Here is a 14,204-nt window from a genome sequence, read left to right on the forward strand (position 1 = left end):
TTGATTCAGCGCAGAGAAGCGCACAGAGCTGCCGCGAACCATCCCCTCTCCCTTCGGGAGAGGGCCAGGGTGAGGGGAATCTTGTCCTCTTTACGGTCCCTGTGGCTTGCAGCCCGCTTGATCCCGCTTGTTGCCATAAGCGGCCACGCGCAGGCCAGCGATCTGGGGACCATCCTGGGTGGCGGTAGCGATCACTTCAAAAAGGCTCTGCCGGGTCAATCCATCCTCCTGCCCGCAGATCACGGTGCCCACCCCGACTACCGCTCCGAATGGTGGTATCTCACCGGCAACCTCAAAGACGAGCAAGGGCGCGGCTACGGCATGCAGTGGACCCTGTTTCGCCAAGGCATCGAGCAGGAGATAACATCCGACAACCCCTGGCTCACCCCCCAGCTCTGGTTGGCCCAGTTCGCCATCACGGATGTGAGCAAAGGCCGCCACCAGCAGGACGAGCGCACCAGCCGCCAGGGGCCAGGGCTCGCCGGTGCCAGCGGCGGTGAGTATTGGCTGAAAGAGTGGGTCTTGGCCTCTCAAGGAGAAGCGCTCTTTCCCGCCACCCTCAAGGTGCAGAGCAAGGCGGGGGATCTTGATGTGAAGGTGAGCGCCGCCAAGCCCGCGGTGCTGCAAGGCAAAGCGGGTTACAGCGAGAAGAGCCCGGGCAATGCCTCCTTCTACTACTCCTACCCGCGCCTGACCATCAGCGGCACCCTGACCCTGGATGGGGAGATCCGCAACATCAGCGGTGAGGGCTGGTTCGATCACGAGTGGAGCAGCTCGGTATTGGCCGAGTGGCAATCGGGCTGGGACTGGTTTTCGCTGCAATTTGACGATGGGCGCGAGTTGATGCTGTTTCGCCTGCGCACCAAAGCGGGCCACACTGAGCCTGAAAACCGCTACGGCATCCTGATTGAACGGGATGGCAGCAGCCGGGTGCTGAGCCCAGATCACATCCACCTCACCCCCGGCAAGACCTGGCGTGGCCCCAAGGGGCAGCCCTACCCCGTCGAGTGGCAGCTTAAGGCCGCTGATTTGAATCTCGTTATTAAAGCGCGTCAACCCAATCAGGCCATGACGGGACGTTTTGACTACTGGGAGGGGGCGGTATCCGTCTCGGGGGATGCCAAGGGCGTCGGCTATCTGGAAATGACGGGGTATTGACCGCCTTGAAAATCTGATCGGCTTCAAAAAATCATTTAAATGCTATGCCTTATATAATATTTACCTCCACAACGCTGTCGCCATTTGATACCTTACGTCTGCCCCTTACAGCCCCAAAAGTGCCCATGGAACACTCGTATCAGTGCTGGCTAACCGTTGCATTCAGGGAACTGTGGCTCCTGATTGTAGCCACTTTAATTATTCCTAATACAAACTTATGGCCGTGGCAAGTTGCTACAATAGTGCTACTTGAAAAACCCTTTTTTATATTAAAGGGGCAATTCAACCTCCTATTTTATGGCTTTTCAATGAAATTGAAATAAATAATGTTCAAGTCACGCAGTACATTTATATTGGAATGACATAAAAATACTTTATTTAATATAGAGATATTCAATAGGATTAATTATTAGATAATTTAGCCAACAAGGAACTACTGCTAATGTCAGCAACAGACATTCGACGTGAGATAGATGAATACTACATATACCTAAATTTTGTACATGATTTGATGGGAATAAAAGGGAAAGACAACAGGGTAGATTACGGACTAAAAATAGTATCTGAATTTATAAAAACTGCGACATCTCGAGAACTAAGAATTCAGGGAAAACAAATAGCATCTCAATTAAAGGACGCAGTAAAAAACCATGCCACGCTTTTACCTAGACGCAAACCATCACGACAGATCGCTCGTGACTTTAAAGTACTTTCAGAGGAAATAGATGTAAAAAGATTTGGTATCCCTTACGGATGGTTAGCTGAAAGATTTGAGTCTGCTGGATTAAAACAACCAACAGATTTACCTCCTCATGCAAGAATAGGCATCGGGGTACATGCTGGTTTTGCGAGCGTTGAAGAGGCTTTCCTTCTTGAAGATACATATTTATTACTCGCACATGCTGAAGCTGCAAATGAACGAATGAAACAATCTGCAAAGAAACTCAATGAAATGCAAATTAGGGCATTAAGCAAAGATGAATATAAAAATATATCAGCGATAAATGGGAATGTCTGCACCTTCTCTAGATTATGTGTTGTGAGCGCTGCCGCATTCATCGAGTCTTTCGTTAATAGTGTCGGATATGCAGAATCAGTAAGACGCAATGATCTTGATGATAATATCAAAGAAGAACTTAGAGGCATGAAAAAAAACAGATACCTGAGTCTAGATGTAAAGTTAGAAAAATATCCAAGGATACTTCGCCCTGATGGAAGATCTCCTATCGTATTATCAGACATTCATCAAAGAGAAGAGCCATTCACATCCTTTATATTAGACACCAAAGCACTCAGAGATTCCAGTATGCACTACGCACCAAACAAAGTTGATATTTGGCGCACCCCCCAAGAATGGCTTGCATCAGCTAATCGAGCAACAGAAAATGCCATTCAAGTCGCTGAGAAATTTTGGACCGCTTGTTTCCCAGATAGAGCTTCCCCAGAGTATCTTGATCACCTTTGCCATGAACGATTTCTAATGCGGGCAATTGACAAAGTTCGGTATTCTGATGGCAATGAATCAGCCAATACAGGTTAATCTCGCCTGATCGTTCATGCAAGGCCGTAGGTTCGCTTAGCGAAGCGTAATAGGACGTTCGCGAAACGCCCCTTGATATTTAAGTTAAGGGGCAAGAGCTATATTAAAATATCTAAAACTGGATAATCTCATTTCCACCTAAAATTATTTTACCTTCCCGTTCACTTGATTACGCTGCGCTAATCTAACCTACGTTAAATGCTCCAAACCGACGTTCAATGGGATAAAAATAATATTACCGTGTTGGGTTTCGCTTCGCTCAACCCAACCTACGTCAAACCTTATCTATTGAATGGTTTATATCTCAGCCGTCTGGTTGGAGATAAACGCCAACGACTGCCGGTTAAAGTGATCCGGCTGCTCCACGTTGCGGCTTGGCCACATTTTTCGATGTTTTCTTGCGGGCTACAGGGGTCACTGGCTACCGACTCGAGCACTAAAGAAATATTCAGAAGAACGCTTGAACCATCACCTTGTTGAGCCACTACTCCTTATCTCCTGCTTGCGCCAAAAATTGAAGGTCAAAGTGGGTGCTCCGGCACAGCTATAACAACCCCCCTTCACTCTCGGCCTTGATGGCGCCCAGTATCCGGCGCCGGATCAGGCCGCTGACGGGGCGGATCAGATACCAGTAAGGTGCGAACTTGAGGCGGCAGGCCAGATCCGGGCAGAACACCCTTGTCTGGGTGGTCAACCGGGTGGTGCCGTTTGGCTGGCGGCTGGCCGAAAACCCCAGGGTGAGCTTGGCGACGCCTGGCGCCGCAAAGTCCAGATACGCCTGACTGTCCACCATGGTCACCAGACCAAAGTCCGGCCGCCAGAACCGGCCGACAAGGCCGTAGAGCAGCGTGTTGTCGTCCTGGCTGTCGAGCGGCACGAATCTGTCCAAGCCAAAGGGAGGCGGGCTGGCGCTCTGTTGGCGGCCAAGAAGATGCCCAAGGCGCATCGGCACTTCCCGCAAGCCGATCAGGTGGCGAAAGGCCGGATCCGCTTCCGGTCGATAGTTGGCCGCCGCCTGGATGACGGTGTGCGGGTCGGCGGCAATGTCGCGAGCGTGCTCTTCACAGAAGTGATAGGCAGGCAGATAGTGGTTCAGCGGCGTCATCAATCCTTCCTTGCCATCGTTCGTATCAGCATCGGCCCCTTTCATAGCACGTAGCACCAGACAAGTCCCGCTTTAAAGCCACCTTGTTCACCCCATTGAAAACGGCAGGATAGTTATCCTGCCGTTTTTTTCCCTATCTCGCCGCCTGATCCACCAGATAGAGGATGCTGTGATAGGGAATGCCGGCGTGCTGGCTAAGCCCCATTTCACAGGTGCGGCTGTTGCTGAATCCCTGACGGCAATCGCTGGGGACCTGGGCGGGCAGGCTTGCCAAGGCGGCTGCGTTGAGCTCCGGGGTCATCAGCCCCTTGTCACCGGCAAAGCCGCAGCACTGGATATGCTCAGGGACTATCACCTCGCGGGCACAGGCGCGGGCCACCGCCAGCATCTTATCCCCCAGCCCCATGCGCCGGCTGCTGCAGGTGATATGGAGCATCACGGTCTCATCGATGGGGGTCAGCTCAAGGTGGGGCAGCAGGTGTTCCAGCACAAAAGCGGAGGGCTCGAACACCCGAAGGCTCTTGCCGAGTGCCCCCGAGAGCAGTCGCTGCACGCAGGGGCTGGTATCGAGCAGCACGGGCCAGCGCCCCTGCTCGCTTGCCTGCCACAGCGCCGCCGCCAGCTCACTGCGCTTGGCCGCAGCCACCTCGCTCATACCCTTGCTGTCATAGGGCATGCCGCAGCAGAGCCCCTCAACTCTCTCCGGCACGATGACCCGGCAGCCCGCTTTATTGAGCAGAGATAACACCACGTCCGGCAGTGACGGGGCCTCCTCCTGCTGGCCGAATACCCGGCTGGCGCACGACGGCAGATAGACCACGGCGCGATCCTCTCCAATGTCCTCGCTGGATCCGCCATGGCTCCCCTCCCCTTGCGGCCACCGGTAGCGGCTCGGCCCCGGCAGGGTGGGCAGCCAGGCGGGTGTGCGCTGGCCGCTCAGATGGCGAACCCCGTTCACCAATCGCGCCAGCGCTTTGTCTCCCAGAAGCTTGCCGGCAATGGATTTGAGGCCCAACGCACTGCGGGCGGTGCGGGTCACGCCAGCGAAGTGATCGGCGCTCCATCGGGCGATGGGCACGAAGCGCTGGTACTTTTCGCTGCGCAGCTTCTTGATCAGGCTGCCGGTGTTGATGCCCACCGGGCAGCGATCGGCGCACAGCCCGGTGGCGGCACAGGTCTCAATCCCCTGATAGTCAAACAGCCGGGCAAGATCCCCTGCCACTTCACCGCTGCGACCACGGCGTGACAACTCCCGATAGAGCACGATGCGCTGGCGCGGCGACAGTGACAGGGTGCGCGAGGGGCAGACCGCCTCGCAAAAGCCGCACTCGATGCACGGATCCACGATGGCATCGCTCGCCGGCATGGGCTTGAGATGGGCCAGGTGGGCCTTGGGGTCGTCGTTGATGATGACGCCGGGATTGAGCAAGCCATCGGGGTCCAGCAACGCCTTGATGCGCCGCATCAGCGCCATCCCCTCCGGCCCCCATTCCAGCTCCACATAGGGGGCCATGTTGCGGCCGGTGCCGTGCTCGGCCTTGAGCGACCCGCCAAAGCGCACGGCGACCAGCTCCGCCACCGCATCCATAAAGGCGCCGTAGCGGGCCACCTGGGCCGGCTCGTCGAACCCCTGGGTAAAGACGAAGTGCAGGTTCCCCTCCAGCGCGTGGCCGAAGATGATGGCTTCACCGTATTCGAAGCGATCGAACAGGGCTTGCAGCCCCGCCACCCCTTCCGCCAGACGTTCGATGGGAAAGGCGACATCCTCGATGATGACGGTGGTGCCGGTGGTGCGCACCGCCCCCACCGCCGGGAAGAGCCCCTTGCGAATGGCCCAGAGGCCGGCGCTGTCGACGGTAAAAGGCACCGAGGCGACCTGAGCGAACTCGGCCGCCATGGCCGTCACCTGCTCGCAGCGATCCACCAACTCCTCTTTCGATTCCCCATGCACCTCCACAAGCAGGGCGCAGGCGGCCAGATCCAGCGTCTTGATAAAGTCCGGCAGGCCGGGTTTGCCCGCCACCGAGCGCAGGGATCGCCCATCCATCAGCTCCACCGCCGCCACCGGCGCACTTTTCAGGCGCGAGGTGGCCAGACACGCCTGCTCGGCGTCTCGAAACACCAGCAGGGCCGAGGCCTTGTGGGGGTATTCGGGCACGGTATCGAGCACCACCTCGGCGATAAAGCCGAGGGTCCCCTCCGAGCCAATCATCAGGTGGGTGAGGATATCGACAGGGTCCTCATGGTCGAGCAGGGCGTTGATGGCGTAGCCGGTGGTGTTCTTGAGCCGGTACTTGTGGCGGATCTTGGCGGCAAGCTCGGCATTCGACAGCACCTCGGCGCGCAGGGCGGCGAGCCCCGAGAGCAGCTCCGGGCGCCTGGCCGCCAAGGCAGCGCGGCTCTGGGGATCGCCGCTCTCCAGCACGGTGCCATCGGCCAGCAGCAGGGTCATGGCGTGCAGGGTGTGATAGCTGTTGTGGGCTGTGCCACAGCACATGCCGCTCGCGTTGTTGGCGGCGATGCCGCCGAGCTTGCAGGCGTTGATGGAGGCGGGATCCGGCCCAATCTTGCGCCCCAGGGGCGCCAGATAACGGTTGGCATCGGCGCCGATCACCCCGGGTTGCAGTGCGATGCGCGCCCCCTCATCCAGAATGCGGTGGCCGCGCCAGCTGTCGGTCAGGGTGATGAGCACCGAATCGCTCAGGGCCTGGCCCGAGAGGCTGGTGCCGGCGGCGCGAAAGGTGCACGGCAGGCCCAATTCGCGGCACACCCCGAGCACGAAGCGCACTTCATCCAAAGAATCGAGGCGCACGATGCGCTCGGGCACCAGGCGGTAGAAGCTCGCGTCCGTGCCGTGGGCCAATCGCAAGTCCGGGTCGCTCACCAGCCGCTCCTGCGGGATGCGCGAGAGCACGGCGGCGTCAAATTCATTCCAGCGCATCAGCAATCCTCCACCAGCACCACCAAGAGGCGGCTCGGGCCGTGGGCGCCGTAGGCCAGAGTCTGCTGGATGTCGGCGGTCTTGGAGGGGCCGGAGACCAGCAACAGGTTGGTGGGCATGGCCTGTTGCCAGCGCCCGGCCGCCACCAGCCCCGCTAGGTTGTCGGCGATGGTGGAGGCCGCCAGCAGGGCGATATGGCAGGGTGGCACAAGCGAGAGGGTGCGCGGCTCGCCGCCATCCGGCAGCAACACGAGCGTGCCGGTATCGGCGATGGCCCCCGCGCAGTGGGTGATGCCCGCCTGACAGACGTCGAACAGATCGTCCTTCCAGCTCGCGAACTCGCCAGAGGGGGTCAACACAGATCGCCCGGCGCAAGCCGCCGCGATTTCGACTTGCCAGCGACCGCTCTGGCCACAGGCCAGATGCGTCATGCCTTCTTCATTCAGCCAGGCGGCCAGATCCCGGACAAGGTTTGCCTGTTGGACGGTGAGGATCTCGGCGTGGCTGGCGCTGATCCCGGCAACAAAGCGCTCACGCCGCGCGCCGTCATCTGCCCCGCGCCAAGGCTGCCAGCCATGGGGGGCGTGGGCCATGGGGGTGGCGGCGCCGCGCAGGCGGCTTAATATGGCCTCTTTGCTCGACATCTCAGGACTCCTTCTTCTTCTGGCGCAGCAGGGCGTGCAGGCTCTGGGGGGCGGGTTTGGGGGCTTCGCGGCACAGGGTCCAGGGGCCCAGGTGTTTGGGCATCAGCCCCCGCAGGCGACCGGCCACCCCGGTTGCGGCGTGATAGAGGCGCGGGTGGGTGGCGGCAAAGGCAAAGCCCTGCATGGCGAGGGTCTCGAGCCGGCTCCTGGCTGCCCCCTGCCCCGCCAGCGGTTCGTGGCCGGGCTGTGCGTCGTGCTTGGCCTCCCGGCGCAGGCGCTGCAACATGTCGGGAATGGGGATGCGCACCGGGCACACCTCGCCGCAGGCACCGCACAGGCTGGAGGCCGTCACCAGATCGCTCGTGCTTTCCAGCCCCAGCAGGTGGGGGGAGATGATTTTGCCGATGGGGCCCGGGTAGATGGTGCCGTAGGCGTGGCCGCCGATGCGGGTGTAGACCGGGCAGTGGTTCATGCAGGCGCCGCAGCGGATGCACTGCAGGGTCTTGCGCAGCTCCTCGTCCCGGTAAGCCTGGCTGCGGCCGTTGTCCAGCAGCACCAGGTGCACCTCGTCCGGGCCGTCCAGCTCCCCTGCCCGGCGCGGGCCGCTGATGACGTTGAAGTAGGTGGTGATGGCCTGTCCGGTGGCCGAGCGGGTCAGGGCGCTGTAGAGGGGCGGCACGTCGGATAGGCACTCCACCACCTTCTCGATGCCGGTGATGGCCACGTGCACTTTCGGCACCGTGGTGCACATGCGCCCGTTGCCCTCGTTCTCCACCAGACACAGGCTGCCGGTCTCGGCCACCGCGAAGTTGACGCCGGAGAGCCCCATGCCGGCGCGGCGAAACTCTTCGCGCAGGGCCCGCCGTCCGGTCTGGATCAGTTCGTCCACGTCCGTGGTGGGGGTGAAGCCTTCCAGGTTGCCGGCGAAGGTGTCGCTCACCTCCTGCTTGTTCTTGTGGATGGCGGGCATGATGATGTGGGACGGGGTGTCGCCGTCGAGCTGGACGATAAACTCCCCCATGTCGCTCTCAAGGCAGCGGATGCCGTGGCGCGCCATCTCGTGGTTGAACCCCACCTCCTCGCTCACCATGGACTTGCCCTTGACGATGCTGCTCACCCCGTGTTGCTGGGCGATGCGAAGGATGATGGCGTTGGCCTCGGCCGGCGTCTGGGCCCAGTGCACCCGGATGCCGTTGCGCTCGCAGTTGGCTTCGAGCTGCACCAGCAGGTCCGGCAGGCGCGAGAGACAGCGCTGGCGAATTTGCTCCGCCGCATCGCGCACCGCCGCTTCTTCGGCGGGGTCGGCGAAGGCATCCCGGCGCTTGGCGCGCAGGTAATCCATGGCGCCGCGAAAATTCTGGCGCAGCACAGGGTCGGCCAGGGCCGCCTCGGCTTGGGGATGGAAGCGGCGCGGCGAATACTTGGCGTGATCAGACATGGGGCTGGGCCTCTTTGGTATGAGCCAAATCGCTAACAGCGGCACCGTTATGAGCTATTTCGTCACTGTCGGGGCGGCTGTGGGCGAGCAGGAAGCTGGCCAGGTGCATGGCGGGCAGTGTCTTGCCCTGATAGGCCAGGGATCCCTTGATGTTCAAGAGGCACCCCCAGTCGGCGCTCACCAGGGTGTCGGCGCCGGTGGCCAGCAGGTGGCGGGTCTTGTCTTCGACCATGGCCTGGCTGATGTGGGGGTGGCGCACCGAGAAGGTGCCGCCAAAGCCGCAGCACTCGCTCTCGTAGGCCTGTTCATGCAAGGTGACGCCATCAAGCTGCCCCAGCAGGCTGCGGGCCGTGGTGTGTACCTGCATCTCGCGCCGGGCCGAGCAGGAGGTGTGCATGACGATGCTCGCCTCCCCCACCCCGTGCCAGCGCACCCGGCAGATCCGGGCCAGAAACTCGGTGAGCTCGAACACCCGATCGCAAAAATCCGCCACCTCGGGGCTCTCGGGGAAGAGGCGGCGGTAGTGGTGGTGCATCATGCCGCCGCAGGAGCCCGACAGCACCACCACCGGCCAGGGCTCGGGGAAGAGCGCCATCTGGCTTTGCGCCACCTTGCGCGCCTCCTCCTCGTGACCCGAGGTGTAGGCCGGCTGCCCGCAGCAGGTCTGTTTCTCGACAAAGTGCACCCTTATCCCTTCCCGCTCGATCAGGGCGATGGCATCGAGCCCCGCCACCGGGTCGAACAGGTCCACCAGACAGGTGGCGTAGAGATAGACATCGGCCGGCTTGGCCGGGTAGACCCGCATTACCTTCATCACTTGCTCTCCTTACTTGAGCTGCAGCAGTGCGTCCGAGATGTGGAAGCTGTACATGAGCGCCAGCCCGATAAGGCCGGTGACCAGCAGGTAGTAGAGGGTCGGCAGCGCCGTCTTGCGCAGCGTCGCCCCCTCACGACCGAGCAGCCCCACGGTGGCCGAGGCCGCCACCACGTTGTGAATGGCAATCATGTTGCCGGCCGCCGCACCGACTGCCTGCAGGGCCAGCATGGCGGCGGTGGAGACCCCAAGGGTCTGGGCCACCTCGAACTGGAACTGGCTGAACATCATGTTCGATACCGTGTTGGAGCCGGCGATAAAGGCCCCCAGCGCGCCGATGGTGGCGCTGAGGGCTGGGAAGAACTCCCCCACCAGCCCGGCGGCAAAGTTGGCGGTGGTCACCGGCATGCTGGCGAGATCCGCCCCGTTGACGCCGGAGTTGATGAAGATACGCACCATGGGCACGGTGAAAATCAGCACGAAGCCGGCGCCGATCAGGGTGCGGCTGGACTCCCCCAGCGCCCGCCCGAAGGGGGCGAGGGAGCGCGATTGCAGCCAGGTGGCGAGCAGGGCGCAGAGCACCAGCAGGCCCCCCGGCAGATAGAGCGGCTCAATGGAGGCGCTGACCCCCTTCTCCCCCAAAAGGTCCGTGAAGGCGAGGCTCACCGACAACAGGCTTGCCTTGAACTCCGGGCTCACCCGGCTCGCCACCAGCAGGAGCGCCAGTGCCACATAGGGGAGCCAGGCCAGCATGAGCGACATGGGGCGACCAGCGGCCTCTTTGAGATCGAGCTTCAAGGAGCCCAGCCACTCGGCGGGCCACTCGTTCTCGGGGGCGAAATCCCAGGAGTTCTTGGGCACCAGAAAACCGGCTCGCGCCGCCGTCACCACCAGGGCCAGCCCCACCAGACCGCCGATGAGGGACGGGAACTCGGGGCCGAGCAGCATGCCGGTGAGGGCATAGGGGACGGTGAAGGCGAGCCCGGCGAAAATCGCAAACGGCAGGATGGAGAGCCCCTCGGTCCAGCTGCGGTTGCGGCCGAAGAAGCGGGTCAGCATCATCACCATCAGCACCGGCATCAGGGTGCCGACGGTGGCGTGAATGAGGGCCACGTTGGTGGTCACCTGTTGCAGGTAGATGTCCCAGCTGCTGCCACCGGCGCTCAGGGTCTGGCCGATGGCCTGGTTATCCAGCCCCTTGTTGATGCCCACCAGGATGGGGGTGCCCACCGCGCCGAACGACACCGGGGTGGACTGGATCATCATGCCGAGCAGCACGGCGGCGAGCGCCGGAAAGCCGATGGCCACCAGCAGCGGCGCGGCGATGGCGGCCGGGGTGCCAAAACCCGAGGCCCCTTCGATAAAGGCGCCGAAGCACCAGGCGATGATGATGGCCTGGATGCGCCTGTCCGGCGAGATGTTGGTGAAACCGCCGCGAATGGCGGTGATGGCACCGGTGTGTTTGAGGGTGTTGAGCATCAGGATGGCGCCGAACACGATCCAGAGCACGGTCACCGTGATCACCAGCCCCTGCAGGGTGGAGGCGAAGACCCGGGTCGGGCTCATCTGCCAGCCCCAGAGGGCGATGAACACGGTCAACAGGAAGGCGACGGGCATGGCGCGCTTGGCGGGCCAGTTGAGGCCGACCAGCAGCACGGCGGCCACCAGGATCGGCGAGAAGGCCACCAGGGCCAGCAGGGTGTCTGTCATCATTGCGTCCTTGTCCAGAGGGGTGCAGAGGCGCACCTTGTTGTTGTTTTGTTAAGCGGACGTGACCTTACCCTGTTCCTTTTTCGCGATATATGGAAATAATGAACAACATTCGTTCCAAAAGTTGATCAATATGGCCAGTACCGACGACCTCATCCTCTTCGCCCAGGTGGTGGAGGCCGGATCCTTCAGCAAGGTAGCTGAACAAAATTCCCTGACAAATTCAGTGGTTAGCAAGCGGATCGGGCGTCTTGAGGAGGAGCTCGGGGTGCAGCTGCTCTATCGCACCACCCGCCGGCTCACCCTGAGCGAGGCGGGCAAGGCGCTCTATCAGGGTGCCAAAAATGTGAAGGCCGCCGCACTGGATGCCTTCGACGCGGTGGCGGGATTTGGTGAAAAGGTGAGCGGTCATGTGCGGATGTCGGTGCCCACCATCTCCGGCGAGCTCTTGCTCGCCGATGCGGTGGCCGATTTTTGCCAGCAGCACCCCGGGCTCACGGTGGAGATGTCGCTGGACAACCGCTTCGTCAACCTGGTGGAAGAGGGGTTCGATCTGGTCATTCGCACCGGCTATCTGGATGACTCGAGCCTGATTGCCCGCCACATTCTCGACTCCCAGTGGGTCATCTGCGCCGCCCCCGCCTATGTGCGCCGCTTCGGGGCGCCGCGGGTGCCGTCAGACTTGCTCACCCACAACTGCCTGCGCTACGCCTACCAGAGCACAGGGGCCTCGGAGTGGGCCTTCAAGGGGGAAGAGGGCAACTATCTGGTGTCGGTGTCGGGGAGCTTTTCAACCGACAACGCTGGTGCCCTGCGCAAGGCGGCGCTGGGGGGGCGCGGCATTGTCTATGTGCCACGCTGTCTGGTCTATCACGATCTGATGAACGGCGAGCTGGTGGACTTGTTTCCCGACCGGGTGGGCAAGAAGCTCGGCATCTACGCCGTCTACCCCTTCACCCGCCAGCCGCCGCGCAAGATAAGGCTGCTCATCGAACACATCCGCCAGCGCTATCTGGAGATTGGCCACTACTTCATCTGAGGCCCTTGTCGGGCTTCAAAGGGCGGACGACGCCGCCTGACGGGAGAGAAACGCCAGGGACTGGCGGTTGAAGTGATCCGGCTGCTCCACGTTGCAGACGTGGCCGCACTTTTCGATGATTTCGAGGCGGCTGTAAGGGTCGCGGGCCACCTGCTCGCGCACCGGGGCGAGGAACATGTGATCCTCCTCCCCCATCACGTAGAGGGTGGGAATGGGCAGGGCCCGCTCGCGAAAGTAGCGCATCAGGGGGTTCACCTCGGTGGCGAGACGGAACCAGCGCTTGAACTCCTTCTGGCACAGCTTTCTGGCCTCGCGCACGAAGAGGTTGCGGGACTCCTGATGGTGCTGGCGCGGCATGATGATGAAGGCGAACAGGCGGTAGAGCCACATGTAGGGCAGGAAGTGCTGGCCGAGGCGACCAAGCTGCACCAGCACCCGGGAGCGGATGTCGAGACGCAGGATGGCGCCGCCGAGCACCATGCTCTTGACCCGCTCGGGGCGAAGCTCCGCCAGGTGGCGGATGAGGATGGTGCCAAGAGAGATGCCGACAAAATGGGCGTGGGGGATGCGCAGGTGATCCAGCAGGCGCAGGATATCCTCGGTCACGGCCCGAAAGCTGTAGTGCCCCTTTACCACCTGCTGCAGCTGGTTGGACTGGCCGTGACCGCGAAGGTCCAGCAGCAGCACGTTGAAGTGCTCCCGGTAGGCCCGCAACTGCTTGAACCAGATGGAGGAGCTGCCGCCCGCACCGTGCACGAACACCACCCAATCCCGATCGGGACCCAGTTCAAAGGTCTTGTGGTACAACATCTCATGGGCTCCCGGGGTGATGGGGGGTATACTCGGCGCGCATATTAACAGAAGGCTCACCCCGGTGAACATGCTTCCACCATGATCGGACCAGCCTGGAGTCCCCATGACCCTCGTTCAATTGCGTGAATTTTTGCTCAGCCAGCCCGGCGCCACCGAGGACACCCCCTTCGGCCCGGAGATCCTGGTCTACCGCATCGCCGGCAAGATGTTTGCCCTGGTGGACTGGCAGGCGGAGCCCCTCTCCATCAACCTGAAGTGCGAACCCGAGCTCGCCCTGCTGCTGCGGGAGATCCACCCCGAGGTGAAACCGGGCTGGCACATGAACAAGCAGCACTGGAACACGGTGACCCTGAGTGAAGGCCTGTCTGACGATCTCTGGCAGGGCTGGATAGTCCACTCCTATGAGCGGGTGGTGGCGGGTCTGCCCAGGGCGAAGCGGCCCCAGGCCCCCCGCGCGACCATCAGGGAGGGTTGATCCATGCCGTCTCTTTCTTCTCCTCGCATCGTCCCCCTCGAGGAGGCGCACATACCAAGGCTTTTGGATCTGTTCGAGCAGTCGGTACGCCGCCTGGGGCCTGCACACTATAGCCCGGAGCAGGTGGAGCAGTGGGCCAGGGGCGCCCATCACCCGGGGCTTGCCAGCCAGTTGCGCGAGCACCATGGCTGGGTCATCGAGCAAGACGATGTGCCCCTTGGCTTTGCCACCCTGAGCGATGACGGTCATCTCAGCCTGCTCTACGTGAGCGCGGATCATCCGCGCCAGGGGCTCGGCACCCTGCTGCTGGAGCGGGTGCTGGCAGCCGCCAGCCAGATGGGACTTGGCAGCCTCACCACGGAGGCGAGCGCCTTCAGCCTCGCTCTCTTCCTGCGTCACGGCTTCCTGCTGACCGGATTGGAGACGGTGGAGCGCGGCGGTGTCCAATTTATCCGCCATCGGCTCCACTGCCGCTTGCCATGACGGGTTCAGCCACTAAAATACGCACCATTTCCCCAAGGCAATGA

At 61.5% G+C, this 14,204-nt stretch carries 12 protein-coding genes; 5 read left to right on the top strand and 7 right to left on the bottom strand.

The annotated features are described in order from the left end of the window. Positions 1-117: 117 nt before the first annotated feature. Both I6L48_RS16275 and I6L48_RS16280 read left to right on the top strand, forming a co-directional pair. Complete coding sequence (locus I6L48_RS16275) at positions 118-1,158, top strand: lipocalin-like domain-containing protein (RefSeq protein WP_042883081.1); 1,041 nt, start codon at positions 118-120, stop codon at positions 1,156-1,158. A gap of 442 nt (positions 1,159-1,600) precedes the next feature. Further along, the gene (locus I6L48_RS16280) at positions 1,601-2,698 is read left to right on the top strand and encodes a hypothetical protein (protein WP_139739313.1); all 1,098 of its coding nucleotides are present in this window, start codon (positions 1,601-1,603) and stop codon (positions 2,696-2,698) included. A gap of 544 nt (positions 2,699-3,242) precedes the next feature. On the opposite strand, the gene I6L48_RS16285 is transcribed toward I6L48_RS16280, so the two are convergent. From I6L48_RS16285 to I6L48_RS16310, 6 genes are all read right to left on the bottom strand, one after another. Further along, positions 3,243-3,803, bottom strand: coding sequence for a hypothetical protein (locus I6L48_RS16285; RefSeq protein WP_042883083.1), 561 nt, complete (start codon positions 3,801-3,803; stop codon positions 3,243-3,245). Positions 3,804-3,936: 133 nt separating this feature from the next. Further along, positions 3,937-6,744, bottom strand: a complete 2,808-nt coding sequence (locus tag I6L48_RS16290) for an FAD-binding and (Fe-S)-binding domain-containing protein (RefSeq protein WP_216987452.1) — start codon at positions 6,742-6,744, stop codon at positions 3,937-3,939. Continuing rightward, positions 6,744-7,388 carry an LUD domain-containing protein gene (locus I6L48_RS16295; protein WP_216987453.1) on the bottom strand — a complete coding sequence of 215 codons (645 nt, stop codon included), beginning with the start codon at positions 7,386-7,388 and terminating at the stop codon, positions 6,744-6,746. The genes I6L48_RS16290 and I6L48_RS16295 overlap by 1 nt, the downstream gene beginning before the upstream one ends. 1 nt (position 7,389) lies before the next feature. After that, positions 7,390-8,826 (bottom strand): LutB/LldF family L-lactate oxidation iron-sulfur protein, encoded by a 1,437-nt coding sequence (locus I6L48_RS16300; protein ID WP_216987454.1) that lies wholly within the window; start codon positions 8,824-8,826, stop codon positions 7,390-7,392. Continuing rightward, a complete protein-coding gene (locus I6L48_RS16305; protein WP_216988085.1) occupies positions 8,819-9,640 on the bottom strand; it encodes a (Fe-S)-binding protein in 822 nt (273 codons plus the stop codon). Before I6L48_RS16305 ends, I6L48_RS16300 begins: the two co-directional genes overlap by 8 nt. A 12-nt stretch (positions 9,641-9,652) precedes the next feature. After that, complete coding sequence (locus I6L48_RS16310; protein WP_041215398.1) at positions 9,653-11,350, bottom strand: L-lactate permease; 1,698 nt, start codon at positions 11,348-11,350, stop codon at positions 9,653-9,655. Between the two features lie 61 nt (positions 11,351-11,411). Here I6L48_RS16310 and I6L48_RS16315 point away from each other — a divergent pair, with 61 nt between their 5' ends. Next, positions 11,412-12,389: a LysR family transcriptional regulator gene (locus tag I6L48_RS16315; protein WP_081000955.1), complete on the top strand. Its 978-nt coding sequence runs from the start codon at positions 11,412-11,414 to the stop codon at positions 12,387-12,389. A gap of 15 nt (positions 12,390-12,404) precedes the next feature. Here I6L48_RS16315 and I6L48_RS16320 read toward each other — a convergent pair whose 3' ends face one another. After that, positions 12,405-13,199, bottom strand: coding sequence for an alpha/beta fold hydrolase (locus I6L48_RS16320; protein ID WP_010674369.1), 795 nt, complete (start codon positions 13,197-13,199; stop codon positions 12,405-12,407). A 106-nt stretch (positions 13,200-13,305) separates the two neighbouring features. On the opposite strand from I6L48_RS16320, the gene I6L48_RS16325 reads away from it, so the two are divergent. Together I6L48_RS16325 and I6L48_RS16330 are read left to right on the top strand one after the other, a co-directional pair. Next, positions 13,306-13,677 carry an MmcQ/YjbR family DNA-binding protein gene (locus I6L48_RS16325; protein ID WP_039038958.1) on the top strand — a complete coding sequence of 124 codons (372 nt, stop codon included), beginning with the start codon at positions 13,306-13,308 and terminating at the stop codon, positions 13,675-13,677. A 3-nt stretch (positions 13,678-13,680) separates the two neighbouring features. After that, on the top strand, positions 13,681-14,160 hold the full coding sequence (locus I6L48_RS16330; protein WP_029314371.1) for a GNAT family N-acetyltransferase: 480 nt from the start codon (positions 13,681-13,683) through the stop codon (positions 14,158-14,160). The last annotated feature ends 44 nt before the right edge of the window (positions 14,161-14,204 follow it).

The sequence above is a fragment of the Aeromonas sp. FDAARGOS 1418 genome (assembly GCF_019048585.1).
In the GTDB taxonomy this organism is placed as follows: Bacteria; Pseudomonadota; Gammaproteobacteria; order Enterobacterales; family Aeromonadaceae; genus Aeromonas; species Aeromonas caviae.